This window comes from Microbacterium sp. CIAB417 (genome assembly GCF_022788845.1).
Genome location: NZ_JAHZUT010000015.1, coordinates 1 through 11,136, shown reverse-complemented (window position 1 = coordinate 11,136; position 11,136 = coordinate 1). Strand labels below are relative to the sequence as shown.

15 protein-coding genes are annotated in these 11,136 nt (G+C 69.7%); 7 read left to right on the top strand and 8 right to left on the bottom strand.

From position 1 onward, the window contains the following. Window positions 1–56 precede the first annotated feature (56 nt). Genes KYX17_RS30390 through KYX17_RS30380 form a run of 3 tightly spaced genes read left to right on the top strand, consistent with a single transcriptional unit; the run spans window position 57 to window position 2,865 of the window. Entirely contained in the window at window positions 57–1,250 is a 1,194-nt protein-coding gene (locus tag KYX17_RS30390) for an ROK family transcriptional regulator (protein WP_243233285.1), read from the top strand. A gap of 29 nt (window positions 1,251–1,279) precedes the next feature. After that, window positions 1,280–1,897, top strand: a complete 618-nt coding sequence (locus KYX17_RS30385; RefSeq protein WP_243233283.1) for a DUF4166 domain-containing protein — start codon at window positions 1,280–1,282, stop codon at window positions 1,895–1,897. Continuing rightward, complete coding sequence (locus tag KYX17_RS30380) at window positions 1,894–2,865, top strand: epimerase (RefSeq protein ID WP_243233281.1); 972 nt, start codon at window positions 1,894–1,896, stop codon at window positions 2,863–2,865. The genes KYX17_RS30385 and KYX17_RS30380 overlap by 4 nt, the downstream gene beginning before the upstream one ends. A gap of 7 nt (window positions 2,866–2,872) precedes the next feature. Here the strand turns inward: KYX17_RS30380 and KYX17_RS30375 are convergent, their stop codons facing one another. Together KYX17_RS30375 and KYX17_RS30370 are read right to left on the bottom strand one after the other, a co-directional pair. After that, window positions 2,873–3,253, bottom strand: a complete 381-nt coding sequence (locus tag KYX17_RS30375; RefSeq protein WP_243233272.1) for a PLDc N-terminal domain-containing protein — start codon at window positions 3,251–3,253, stop codon at window positions 2,873–2,875. Window positions 3,254–3,284: 31 nt separating this feature from the next. Next, complete coding sequence (locus tag KYX17_RS30370; protein WP_243233270.1) at window positions 3,285–4,214, bottom strand: aldo/keto reductase family oxidoreductase; 930 nt, start codon at window positions 4,212–4,214, stop codon at window positions 3,285–3,287. 50 nt (window positions 4,215–4,264) lie between these two features. Between KYX17_RS30370 and KYX17_RS30365 the strand changes: the two genes are divergently transcribed. Continuing rightward, window positions 4,265–4,867, top strand: coding sequence for a GNAT family N-acetyltransferase (locus tag KYX17_RS30365; RefSeq protein WP_243233268.1), 603 nt, complete (start codon window positions 4,265–4,267; stop codon window positions 4,865–4,867). 27 nt (window positions 4,868–4,894) lie between these two features. On the opposite strand, the gene KYX17_RS30360 is transcribed toward KYX17_RS30365, so the two are convergent. Beyond that, a complete protein-coding gene (locus tag KYX17_RS30360; RefSeq protein ID WP_243233266.1) occupies window positions 4,895–5,104 on the bottom strand; it encodes a hypothetical protein in 210 nt (69 codons plus the stop codon). A gap of 133 nt (window positions 5,105–5,237) precedes the next feature. Here KYX17_RS30360 and KYX17_RS30355 point away from each other — a divergent pair, with 133 nt between their 5' ends. After that, window positions 5,238–5,846: a flavodoxin family protein gene (locus KYX17_RS30355; protein WP_243233264.1), complete on the top strand. Its 609-nt coding sequence runs from the start codon at window positions 5,238–5,240 to the stop codon at window positions 5,844–5,846. Window positions 5,847–5,883: 37 nt separating this feature from the next. Continuing rightward, a complete protein-coding gene (locus KYX17_RS30350) occupies window positions 5,884–6,168 on the top strand; it encodes a hypothetical protein (protein WP_243233262.1) in 285 nt (94 codons plus the stop codon). A gap of 36 nt (window positions 6,169–6,204) precedes the next feature. On the opposite strand, the gene KYX17_RS30345 is transcribed toward KYX17_RS30350, so the two are convergent. From KYX17_RS30345 to KYX17_RS30335, 3 genes are read right to left on the bottom strand one after another with little or no spacing between them, the layout of a single operon-like run. After that, the gene (locus KYX17_RS30345) at window positions 6,205–6,576 is read right to left on the bottom strand and encodes a YciI family protein (RefSeq protein ID WP_243233260.1); all 372 of its coding nucleotides are present in this window, start codon (window positions 6,574–6,576) and stop codon (window positions 6,205–6,207) included. Continuing rightward, on the bottom strand, window positions 6,573–7,886 hold the full coding sequence (locus KYX17_RS30340) for an RNA polymerase sigma factor (RefSeq protein WP_243233249.1): 1,314 nt from the start codon (window positions 7,884–7,886) through the stop codon (window positions 6,573–6,575). The genes KYX17_RS30345 and KYX17_RS30340 overlap by 4 nt, the downstream gene beginning before the upstream one ends. After that, entirely contained in the window at window positions 7,886–8,236 is a 351-nt protein-coding gene (locus KYX17_RS30335) for a YciI family protein (protein ID WP_243233247.1), read from the bottom strand. Before KYX17_RS30335 ends, KYX17_RS30340 begins: the two co-directional genes overlap by 1 nt. A gap of 186 nt (window positions 8,237–8,422) precedes the next feature. On the opposite strand from KYX17_RS30335, the gene KYX17_RS30330 reads away from it, so the two are divergent. Next, window positions 8,423–8,608 (top strand): hypothetical protein, encoded by a 186-nt coding sequence (locus KYX17_RS30330; protein ID WP_243233245.1) that lies wholly within the window; start codon window positions 8,423–8,425, stop codon window positions 8,606–8,608. Window positions 8,609–8,620: 12 nt separating this feature from the next. Here KYX17_RS30330 and KYX17_RS30325 read toward each other — a convergent pair whose 3' ends face one another. After that, a complete protein-coding gene (locus KYX17_RS30325; protein ID WP_243233243.1) occupies window positions 8,621–9,922 on the bottom strand; it encodes a hypothetical protein in 1,302 nt (433 codons plus the stop codon). Between the two features lie 141 nt (window positions 9,923–10,063). After that, window positions 10,064–11,044 carry a class 1b ribonucleoside-diphosphate reductase subunit beta gene (nrdF, locus tag KYX17_RS30320; RefSeq protein ID WP_243233241.1) on the bottom strand — a complete coding sequence of 327 codons (981 nt, stop codon included), beginning with the start codon at window positions 11,042–11,044 and terminating at the stop codon, window positions 10,064–10,066. Between the last annotated feature and the right edge of the window lie 92 nt (window positions 11,045–11,136).

The window sequence follows — 11,136 nt, the reverse complement described above, 5'->3', positions numbered from 1 at the left end:
TTCGACATCAGGAAGAACTTCGTTACGAACGCGAAAGCGTGTGGTTTACTGGCGCAATGGTCGAGGCACTGCGCGCGGGCACGGCCCCCAGCCCCGGGGCGGGAGAGATCTTCCAGCTGCTCCGGGACGGGCGGGCCCGCACCAAGGCGGAACTCGCGTCCCTCACAGGCCTCGCCCGATCCACGGTCGCACTGCGGGTCGACGCCCTGCTGTCGGCGGGGCTCCTCGCCCCCGCCGGAGAGGCCGCCTCGACCGGGGGGCGTCCGCCCGTGCGCGTGGCGTTCAATCCCGCGGCGGGGCGCACGCTGGCCGTCGATCTCGGCGCGACGCACGCGACGGTCGCCGTCGCCGATCTCGCCGGAGGCATCCTCGAGTCGCGCACCCGCGCGATCGACATCGCCGACGGCCCCGAGACTCTGCTCGATGCCATCCTCGCCGACGGCGCGGCGCTGCTCGAGACCGCGGGAACCGGGCCGTTGCTCGGCGTCGGCATCGGGGTCCCGGGCCCCGTCGAGCACTCGACCGGACGCCCCACCAATCCGCCGATCATGCCGGGCTGGGATCGGTTCGACATCCCGGGATACGTGCAGCGGAGGTTCGCCGTACCGGTCCTCGTGGACAACGACGTCAACATCCTCGCCCTCGGCGAGCAGGTCACCTCGTGGCCCGGGGTCGACGACCTCGTCTTCGTGAAGGTCGCCACCGGCATCGGCGCCGGGATCATCGCCGGAGGGGAGCTCCAGCGAGGCGCGCAGGGTTCGGCGGGCGACATGGGACACGTGCAGGTGCCGCACGGCACCGGCGGAGAGCGCGACCCCGGCGACGAGCGCGATCTGGAGGCTCTCGCGAGCGGCTCGGCGATCGCGGCGTCCCTGCGCGCGCAGGGACTGGAGGCGGCGAACAGCTCGGACGTCGTCTCGCTCGTCCGCGCCGGCCACCCCGCAGCGATCGCCGCCACCCGGCAGGCGGGGCGCGATGTCGGGGAGGTGCTCGCCACGGTCGTGAACCTGCTCAACCCGTCCATCATCGTGCTCGGAGGCAGCATCGCCCGCGCCGGGGAGCATCTGCTCGCCGGCGTCCGCGAGGTCGTGTACCGCCGCTCCATCCCCCTGGCGACCCAGCACCTCGCGATCGTGCAGACGCAGGCCGGAGAGCGCGCAGCGGTCGTGGGCGCCGCCATCATGGTCGCGCGCGAGGTGCTCTCCCCCGCGAGCGTCGACGCCTACGCCGCCGCCTCTGCGGCGCGTTGAGCTCGCACCGCGCGAGTACGCTCGAGGGCATGAGGCATCCCTCCACGTCCCCGTACGCCCGTGCCCTGGGCTCCCGGATGCCGCTGCTGGACGCGTCCACCCGGCGCTACTTCTCGGCGATCCCCGAGGGCCGCGTCGGCGTCGGCGAGGGCGTGTTCGAGCGCGTCGGCACGCGTCGCGGCTGGCTCGCTCCGCTGCTGCGTCCCCTGCAGCGCCGCGGCATCCTCGTGGCGGGCTGGTACGAGGACGTCCCGTTCCGGATCGAGAACCGGACGGTCGCCGGACGTGCCATCGCCGAGCGCACGCTGCGGCTGCCCGGCGGCGACTGGGTGATGCGCGACGCCGTGGCGCTGAAGCCGCACGGCCGGCTGGTCGACGAACTGGGCGAGCCGCCGCTGCTGGCCGCGAGCTTCGACGTCGGGACCGACGGCGGGTCCCTGCGGCTGACGAGCCGCGCGATGGGCCTGCGCGTCGGCCGGATGCGTCCGCGCCTCTCCGGCCGGCTCGCCCCGCGCATCCGGCTGCGCGAGGGGGCCGACGAGGCATCCGGTCGTCAGCGCGTCGAACTCACGGTCGATGTGCCCCTGATCGGCCGGATCTACGAGTATGCGGGCACGTTCACCTACCGGATCGAGGAGGAGTCATGAGCGCGGGCCGGGTCGTCATCGGCGGATCCTCGGGGTTCATAGGGCGCCATCTGACGGACGAGTACCGATCCGAGGGCCGAGAGGTCGTCACGATCTCCCGCTCCGGCGCCGACCTCTCCTGGCCCGACCAGGCCGGCATCGACGCCGCGGTCGACGGTGCCGCGCTCGTCATCGGACTCGCCGGCAAGAGCGTGAACTGCCGCTACACGCCCGAGAACCGCGCCGAGATCTTCTCCTCGCGGCTCGAGACGACCGCGGCGCTCAGCCGGGCGATCGGTCGCGCCGCTGCGCCGCCGCCGCTGTGGGTCAACTCATCCACGGCGACGATCTACCGGCACGCGGAGGACCGCCCGATGACGGAAGCCGACGGCGAGCTGGGCACAGGCTTCTCGGTCGAGGTCGCGAAAGCCTGGGAGCGCGCACTGTTCGCGGATCCGTTGCCGCGAACACGTCGCGTCGCCCTGCGCAGCGCCATCGTGCTCGGACACGGCGGTGTGCTCGGGCCGCTGCGCACCCTGGCACGGCTCGGCCTCGGCGGCGCCCAGCACGACGGCCGGTGGCCGGTGCCCGCCCGGCGACGGGATGCCGGGACGGCGCACCTGCCGGGGGCCCGGCGCGGTCGGCAGCGCTTCAGCTGGGTGCACGTCGACGACGTCGCCGGCATCATCGACTTCCTCGAGGAGCATCCCGAGCTCGAGGGTCCGATCAACGCAGCGGCGCCGGCCCCGGTGGACAACGCGACGTTCATGGCGACGATCCGCGGAGTGCTCGGCGTGCGGATCGGTCCGCCGCTGCCGCGCTGGATGCTGGAGATCGGCGCCATCGGCATCCGCACCGAGACCGAGCTGATCCTCAAGAGCCGGTGGGTCGTGCCCGAGAAGCTGTCCGCGGTCGGCTACGCCTTCCGCCACCCGACGCTCGAGCCGGCGCTGCGCGAGTCCTTCGACCTCGTCCCTGCTGCGGGCTGAGACGGCGTCAGGCCTCGCCGCGCTCCTGCTTGCGCTTCTCGATCTCCGCCCGCAGCCGCCACTCCTCGATCTCGCGATCCAGGTCGGCGATCTGCTCCTCGGTCGTCCTGGTGTCCACCGGCCGCGCCGGCGGAGCGGTGGGGGCGGCCGCTCGCGGGGTGCGCTGCGCGCGCTCTCGACGCGGCATCCGGGGCATCGCGACGCCGTCGGAGGAGTACTCGCGCCCGAGGGCGAACCACAGGACGCTCCCGATCAGCGGAAGCAGGATCACGATGATGATCCAGACGAGTTTCGGCAGGTGGCGCACCTGGGAGTCATCGCGCGTGATGATGTCGATCAGGGCGCCGATCATCAGCGCGATGACCAGGAGCGAGAAGACGAACGGCATGGCTACAGGGTAGACGACGACGCGCGGCGGGTCAGGGCAGCAGGTGTCCGGCGGCGCGGTACAGCTCGTACCATTCGGTGCGGCTGAGCCGGACGTCGGCGCCCTGCGCGGCCGCCGACAGGCGCTCGGGAGTGGTCGTCCCCATTACGACCTGCATCGCGGCGGGATGACGGGTGATCCACGCGACGGCGATGCCGGTCGGCGTCGATCCGTGCGTGTCGGCGAGACGGTCGAGCACAGCGTTGAGCTCCGGGTGATCCGCGCTGCCGACGAAGGAGCCCTGACCGATGGCGGCCTGCATCGGAGACCATGCCTGGATCGTGATGCCGTTGATCCGGCAGTACTCGAGGATGCCGCCGCCGTCGCGGGTGATGCTCTGATCGGTCGCCTCCCGGTTGGCGGCGATGGGCCCGGCGATGATCGACGCGTGCGTGAGCGACAGCTGCAGCTGGTTGGCGACGAGCGGCTGCGCCACCGCGGTGCGCAGCAGGTCGATCTGACGCGGCGTGTGGTTGGACACGCCGAAGGCGCGGACCTTGCCGGAGGACTCCAGCTCGTCGAAGGCGCGCGCGACCTCGTCCGGTTCGACCAGAGCATCCGGCCGGTGCAGCAGCAGGACGTCGATGCGATCCGTGCGCAGCGCGGCGAGAGATCCGTCGACCTGACGGAGGATGTGCTCGGCCGAGAAGTCGTAGGCCCCTTCGGCGGGGACGATGCCGCACTTGGTCTGCAGCGTGATCTCGTCGCGTTCGGACGGACCCAGCTGCAGGGCCTCGGCGAACCGCTCCTCGCACCGGTGCATCCTCCCGCCGTAGATGTCGGCGTGATCGAAGAAGTCGATGCCTCCGGCGCGCGCCGCGTCATAGAGCGCACGGATGTCGGCATCGTCCTTGTCGTGGATGCGCATCATCCCGGCGACGACGGCGGGGGCGGTGGCCTGAGCGAACGGAACGATCTTCATGGGCATCACGCTAGCGCGGACCGCGCACGGCCGGCTGATTGAATAGACGCATGGCCTTCCGCATCGCCCCCGCACCGCTCACCCTTACCGGTCGCCTCGTGGAGCTCCGACCGCTGGAGCGCTCGCATCACGACGGCCTCGTCGAGGCGGTGCAGGAGGGCGAGCTGTTCACGACCGCGTGGTACACCTCGGTCCCGGCGCCGGACGGAGTGGCCGCGGCGATCGAGGAGCGACTGGCGAAGGCCGAGCGCGGTGAGATGGTGCCGTTCACGGCGTTCGATGCGACCGGACGCATCATCGGCCAGACCGCGTTCTACGACCTCGCCGCCGACGTCCCCCGGCTGCACATCGGCTACACCTGGAACCGGCCGTCGGCGCACGGGACCGGGACGAACGCCGAATCCAAGTACCTGCTCATGCGGCACGCCTTCGAAGAGCTCGGGGTGTACCGCGTGGGTCTGACGACGCAATGGGTGAACTTCCAGTCCCGCGCGGCGATCGAACGACTCGGCGCCAAGCAGGACGGCGTGATGCGCGCGGTGATGCGCTATCGCAACGGAGCCCTGAGGGACAGCGTGGAGTACTCGATCATCGAGCCGGAGTGGCCTGCCGTCAAGGCGAACCTGGAGATGCGGCTCGCGAAGCGCGCCTGAGTCCTTGCATGCGCCGGCGCATGCGGCTCAGCTGGCCGAGGGTCCGCCGTCCCAGTTGTTCGAACGACGCGTCGCGCCGCTGCGTCCCTCGCGCATCATGAACGCCAGCGCGATGCAGATGAGGGCGAGTCCGCCGAGGAAGGCCAGCGCCTGGAACTCCGGGAGCCCGAACGAGATGCCCATCAGCCAGAAGCCCCCGAGGAAGAGGATCATGAAGAAGATGAAGCTGAGGATCATCGGGCGCTCCTGACGTCGGGAAATCTCGCTCCGACCAGGATACCGGGACGAGTGGTCGCGACTCGACCTAGCGCACCTCGAAGGGGGATGAAACCCCCTCCTGGGCTCCGCTCGGGAGACCTACCGTTCCGGTATGGATGCACAACTCACCGCACTCGCGATCAACTGCACGCTCAAGCCCTCTCCCGCGGAGTCGAGCTCGGAGGTCCTCGGCCGGCAGATCCTCGAGGCTCTCGCCGGGCACGGAGTCATCGGCACCATGGTCCGGGCCGTGGACCACTCCTTCGCCCCGGGCGTGGGCAAGGACATGGGTGACGGCGACGAATGGCCGGCGCTGCGCGCCCAGGTGCTCGCCGCCGATGTCCTCGTCTTCCTCACCCCCACCTGGCTCGGCCAGCACTCCAGCGTCGCGCAGCGGGTTCTCGAGCGTCTCGATGCCGAGTTGAGCGAGACGGATACCCGCGGTCGCCCCACCCTGTTCGACAAGGTCGCGATCGCCGGGATCGTCGGCAACGAGGACGGTGCGCACCACATCGCGGCCGTCCTGTTCCAGGCTCTCGACGACGTCGGATTCAGCATCCCGGCCCAGGGCTCGGTGTACTGGAACGGTGAGGCGATGCAGACCACCGACTACAAGGATCTGCCCGCCACTCCCGAGAAGGTCGCGCAGTCGATCGCGACGGCGGCCGCGAACGCCGCCCACCTGGCCAGGATGCTGCGGGGAAGCGGATACCCGGCGTGAACAGGCCGCGCGCGGGCGTGCCGGATACGCTCGAGGCATGGACGACGACATCCAGGTCAACGCGCTCGCACTGAACGTCGACATCCCGGCGCATCTGCGGTGGGAGGACGAACGACGCGGCGAGACCTTCGAACTCCAGACGCTGACGGTCAGGTTGCTGCCCGACGACACCCTCGCCGTGAAGGCGTACGGACGGCCCGTCGCCGGAGGCCGCGGCGCCTATGTGTCCTTCCCCGCGCGCCGCTCCCCGGAAATCGACGCGCTCATCGAGGCCGCCGCTTCCGAGGCCGCGAGGCGCTGGAGCGCCAACCGGGGACTGTGACCTGTGACAGGCCCTCGATCAGGGCGTGAACGACCTTCAAGAATCGGCAGCCGCGGCCTGCTCCCAGGGCAGTGTCACGACCGGGAGGATGTACATCCTCCCGGACACGGCGGTCGGGTGCGCGCTCATGTACGCGGCGGCATCGTCGATCGATTCGGCCTCGATCAGGTCGTATCCGGCGAACCATTCCTTGAACTCCGGGAACGGGCCGTCCGTGATGAGCAGCTCGCCGCCCCGGACGGCGACGGATTTCGCCTGCTCGGGCCCTGCGACAGGCGCTCCGGGTCCGAGCATCCCCGCGTCCCTGCCCCTCTCCGCCCAATCGCCGAGCATCCGACGATCCTCCGATTCGGGAAGGGCCGACCCCGTCGAGTCAGTCATGTGGATGACGAGATACCTGCTGGTCATGAGATTCCTCCGTTGTCGTCGATGGTGATGCTCTTGGACCCGGTCGACGCGATCTCTCCGCGCCGGCGGACGAGGTGGGCGGTCTCGGCGGAGTTGACCGCCAGCTCGATCGCACGATCATAGGCTCCGCGGGCGGCGGCGAGGCGACCCGTCAGACGCAGCAGCTCGGCGCGCGTCGCGTGGAACGCGTGGTGACCGTCGAGGGCGGAGCCGAGATCCTCGACGAGCGCCAGGGCGACCTCCGGCGAGTCGTACTCGGAGATCGCGATCGCCCTGTTGAGTCGGACGATCGGGTTCGGGTCGAGGTGCTCGAGTTTGTTGTACAACGCCACGATGCGCCCCCAGTCGGTGTCTCGTGCGTGCCGAGCCGATACGTGCACGGCGTTGATCGCTGCGAGGATCTGATAGCGTCCGGGGCCGTCGTCGGCCGGTCGGCGCCCTTCCCGCTCGTCCAGCAGCGCGATGCCCTCCTCGATCAGGCTCCGATCCCAGGACGTGCGGTCCTGCTCATCCAGGCGGACGAGCGTTCCGTCGACGGAGAGGCGAGCGCCCGCCCGCGCCTGGGTGAGCAGCATCAGTGCGAGCAGCCCCGACGCCTCGGCATCCTCGCGGGAGCCGGGGGGAAGGAGTGCTCGCACGAGTCGCGCGAGCCGGATGGCCTCGTCGGTGAGGTCGCGGCGGATCGGTTCGACGTCCGTTCCGGACGCGAAGTAGCCCTCGTTGAAGATGAGGTACAGCACGGCGAGCACGCCGTCGATGCGCAGGGGGACGTCCTCGCGCTCGGGTAAGCGGAACGGCACGCGCGCTGCCCTGATCCTGGCCTTGGCTCGGCTGATCCGCTGCCCCATGGTCGTCTCCTGGACGAGGAACGCCCTCGCGATCTCGGAGACGGTGAGACCACCGACCATCCGCAGGGTGAGCGCAACCCGGGCTTCGATCGACAGCACGGGATGACAGCACGTGAAGATCAGTCGCAGTCGATCATCGTCGATGATGCCGACGGGTTCGGCCGGCGAGTCGTCCTGCATCAGGAGCGCCTCCTTCTGCTTGTCCGCTCTCTTCGCCTCACGACGAAGCCGGTCGAGCGCCTTGCGGTGCGCCGTGGTGGTGATCCACGCGCCGGGATTCGGAGGCACTCCGTCAACGGGCCATCGTTCGACAGCCGTCACGAAGGCTTCAGCGGCCGTCTCCTCGGCGATGTCCAGGTCGCCGTAGCGGCGAACAAGACCGGCCACGATCCTGGTCCACTCCTCACGGTGCGTGCGCGAGATGACGACGTCGGCGTCGGGCGACGTGTTCTTCCCGCTCACTACTGCCCGCTCGCGGGTACGAGGTACATCCGACCGATCCGCGCGGTCGAGTGCGACTCGAGCAACCGCGTCGCCTCTTCGATGTCGACGGCCTCGATCCATTCCACGCCGAGAAACCACTCGGTGAACTCCGGGAACGGGCCGTCAGTCACCACGACCTCGCCGCGGTGGGCGGTGATGCGCCGCGCCTGTTCGGGGCCCGACACGGTCTGGCCGTTGGCTTCCCACCCATCCGGGCCGTCGCGGAACTCCAGCCAACGCTGCAGCGCGACGCCGTCGATGTCGGGATCCCAGTCCGCACCGGCCCGGTCCGTCATGTGGATGACCAGGAACTTCTGTCGCGCTGTCATCGCGCTCCTCTCGATCGCACGTGCGGCGACCCTCATCATCACCACGAACACGCCCCTGTCGATTCGACAGCACGGCGCGAAGAAGTCGCAAGTTCTTTTCCGATGGCCGTGTCGAAGTCCGCACTACGCGTTCGTGGTCCTGGTGAGGGCGACGGAAGGCGACGCCCCGGTTCGAGAGGACGCGACATGCGACACGACATCATGAGCCCCGACGAGGCGCGCGAGTTCAGCGACCGGATCCGCGAGATGCGCTGGGAACAGCGTCAGGCGCGCGCGGCGCGGAAGCGGGCCGTCGCGGAGCGCCGCGCGGCCTTCGTGCGATCGATCCCGGCGTCCTTCGCCCTGCTGTTCGAGGCGAGAACGCGCAACTGACGGGCGAGGGCCTCACCAACGAGGAGGTGGGTGCGCCCCGATCACGATCGTGCGGATGCCGGCCTCGGTCGCGACGACGAGAATCGCCTGATGCTCGTCGTTCGTGCCGAGAAGAGCCACGTGGCCTGCTCCGCTGTCCACGACCGCGGCGGCCTCCTGGGTCGAGGTCACCGTGCCGATCAGCTCCCGCGTCTCGAGTTCCGCGCCCTGGATCAGGAAGTCGTCGCCGCTCTCGGACTGCGTCACGACGAACCCTTCACGCGCACCAGCGGGCTCGGCGGTCGACTCCTCCAGCAGCACCACGGCGTCCGCGCCCGTCGCCCAGTCGGGCTCGAGCTCATCGCCGCCCGGAAGCCGCACGGTCCGGCTCGTGACGGACCAGGCCTGCGGGTCGAAGGAGTTGCCGGGGATGTTCACGTCCGGGGCCGGAGCGGAGCGGTCGGTCGACAGGATCTCGCCGGTGGCGGCATCCAGCGCGACCAGGCCGTCCGTCGTGCTGACGGTCGCCCGCCGCCCGTCGAGCGCTGTCGGCACGGCGTCGTAGCGCTGATCGGGATCACCGGCGAGGAGCGTGCTCCACAGGCGATCGCCGCTGTCCAGATCGAACAGCGCCGCCTGCACGCTGCGACCGTCCGAGAGCACGCGCGCGAGGTCCGGTGCAGGGAACGTGTCGAGCCGGAACGTGACCAGCGCGACGGTCCGGTCGCCGACCGTGCCGACGACCAGGGCCGGAGCCGCCTGTGTGCGCGCCGGCGGGGAGGCGAGTTGGAGCGCGGCGAGCGGCGCCGCGAGCGCGATGAGCACGGCGAGCGCGCCCCAGAGCGTCCGCCGCTTTCTGCGCGGCCGTGATGCGCCGTCGCCGCTCTCCGCGTTGCGCTGAACCCTCGCCGCGAACGGGAAGAGCAGAGCTCCGACGACGACCAGGACGGCGCCGACCATCAGGAAGGCCGCGCCGTTGCGGTCAGGAATCCGTTCCTCATCGAACGCGCCGGTCGCCAGAGGGATGCTGGAGACGACGAGTCCGATCCCGAGGCCGAGCGGGAACGCGCCGAAGATCCGGGCGGGCGCGAGGCTCGGATCGGCGCCGCGCGCGCGGCAGGTGAGCAGGTCGATGCCGACCGCGACGGCACTCGCGACGAGTCCGATCGGCACGCCGACGGCCGTCCATCCCTCGAGCCGATAATCGAGCGCCCAGGGCGGGAGGGGGATCAGCGCCGCCCCGAGCGCCGTGATCAGGATCGCGCTGATCCACGCCGCCCGCCATGCCGCGTGCGCGGAGCGCGGCCGTTGCCACCACCGACGTCTCTCGGACACGCGCACCTCCCGGACTGTCGGATCAGTCTGGCCGATGCCGCCGGCTCCCGATCACAGGTTCCGACAGGCGACACGGGAAGGGGCCCGGGTCTGCAGTCTCCTGCATCCCGGGCCCCTTCCAGAGGTCCTGCTGACAGACGGTCAGAAGTCCCAGTCGTCGTCCTCGGTGGCCTCGGCCTTGCCGATCACGTAGGACGAGCCCGACCCGCTGAAGAAGTCGTGGTTCTCGTCCGCGTTCGGCGAGAGCGCCGACAGGATCGCCGGGTTCACGTTCGTGACCGTCGAGGGGAACATCGCCTCGTAGCCGAGGTTCATGAGCGCCTTGTTGGCGTTGTAGTGCAGGAACTTCTTGACGTCCTCGGTCAGGCCGACGCCGTCGTAGAGGTCCTGCGTGTACTGCACCTCGTTGTCGTAGAGCTCGTAGAGCAGCGAGAACGTGTAGTCCTTCAGCTCGTCCTTCTTCGCCTGGTCCAGCGTCTCGAGCCCCCGCTGGAACTTGTAGCCGATGTAGTACCCGTGCACGGCCTCGTCGCGGATGATGAGGCGGATGAGGTCGGCCGTGTTGGTCAGCTTCGCGCGCGACGACCAGTGCATCGGCAGGTAGAAGCCCGAGTAGAACAGGAAGCTCTCCAGCAGGGTCGAGGCGACCTTGCGCTTGAGCGGCTCGTCCCCGCGGTAGTAGTCCATGACGATCTGAGCCTTCTTCTGAAGGTTCGGGTTCTCCACGGACCAGCGGAACGCCTCGTCGATCTCCTTGGTCGAGCACAGCGTCGAGAAGATCGACGAGTAGCTCTTCGCGTGCACCGACTCCATGAACGCGATGTTCGTGTAGACGGCCTCCTCATGCGGCGTGATCGCGTCCGGGATGAGCGAGACCGCGCCGACGGTGCCCTGGATGGTGTCCAGGAGCGTCAGCCCCGTGAAGACGCGCATGGTGAGCGTCTGCTCCTCGGCGGTGAGCGTGTTCCACGACTGGATGTCGTTCGACAGCGGCACCTTCTCGGGCAGCCAGAAGTTGTTCACCAGGCGGTTCCAGACCTCGAGGTCCTTGTCGTCCTGGATGCGGTTCCAGTTGATCGCCTGGACGCGGTCGACCAGCTTGAGGGGTTCGTGCGGAGTCATTCTTCGTCGTCTCTCGGGTTCGGGATCGGGCTCAGAGCATGCAGGAGACGCACTCGGTCATGTCGGTGCCCTCGAGCGCCAGCTGACGCAGA